This window comes from Rhodovulum strictum (assembly GCF_009649175.1).
Lineage (GTDB): Bacteria > Pseudomonadota > Alphaproteobacteria > Rhodobacterales > Rhodobacteraceae > Rhodovulum > Rhodovulum strictum.
Genome location: NZ_WJPO01000097.1, coordinates 1 through 314 on the forward strand (window position 1 = coordinate 1; position 314 = coordinate 314).

At 68.2% G+C, this 314-nt stretch carries 1 protein-coding gene; it reads right to left on the reverse strand.

Features of this window, described 5'->3' with window-relative positions; all coding sequences use genetic code 11:
* Positions 1-314, reverse strand: a 314-nt coding sequence (locus GH815_RS19590) for an AMP-binding protein (RefSeq protein WP_153750242.1), incomplete at both ends; no start/stop codon positions are given.

Here is a 314-nt window from a genome sequence, read left to right on the forward strand (position 1 = left end):
GGCCAGCTGTCCCGGAGGCAGAGCACGCCCTCGGCCTCGGTCTCGGTGATCTCGCGCCCCGATTCGGGTTCCAGCACCACCGGCTGCACCCCGAAGAAGGGCAGCGTGGCCGAGCCGGGCTTGGTCGCGATGGCACCGGGCAGGGGTGTCAGCAGATGGCCGCCCGTCTCGGTCTGCCACCAGGTGTCGACGATCGGGCAGCGGCCCTTGCCCACATGGGTGTTGTACCATTCCCAAGCCTCGGGATTGATCGGCTCGCCGACCGAGCCCAGCACCTTGAGCGCGGAGAGGTCGTATTTCTCGACCCATTCGGT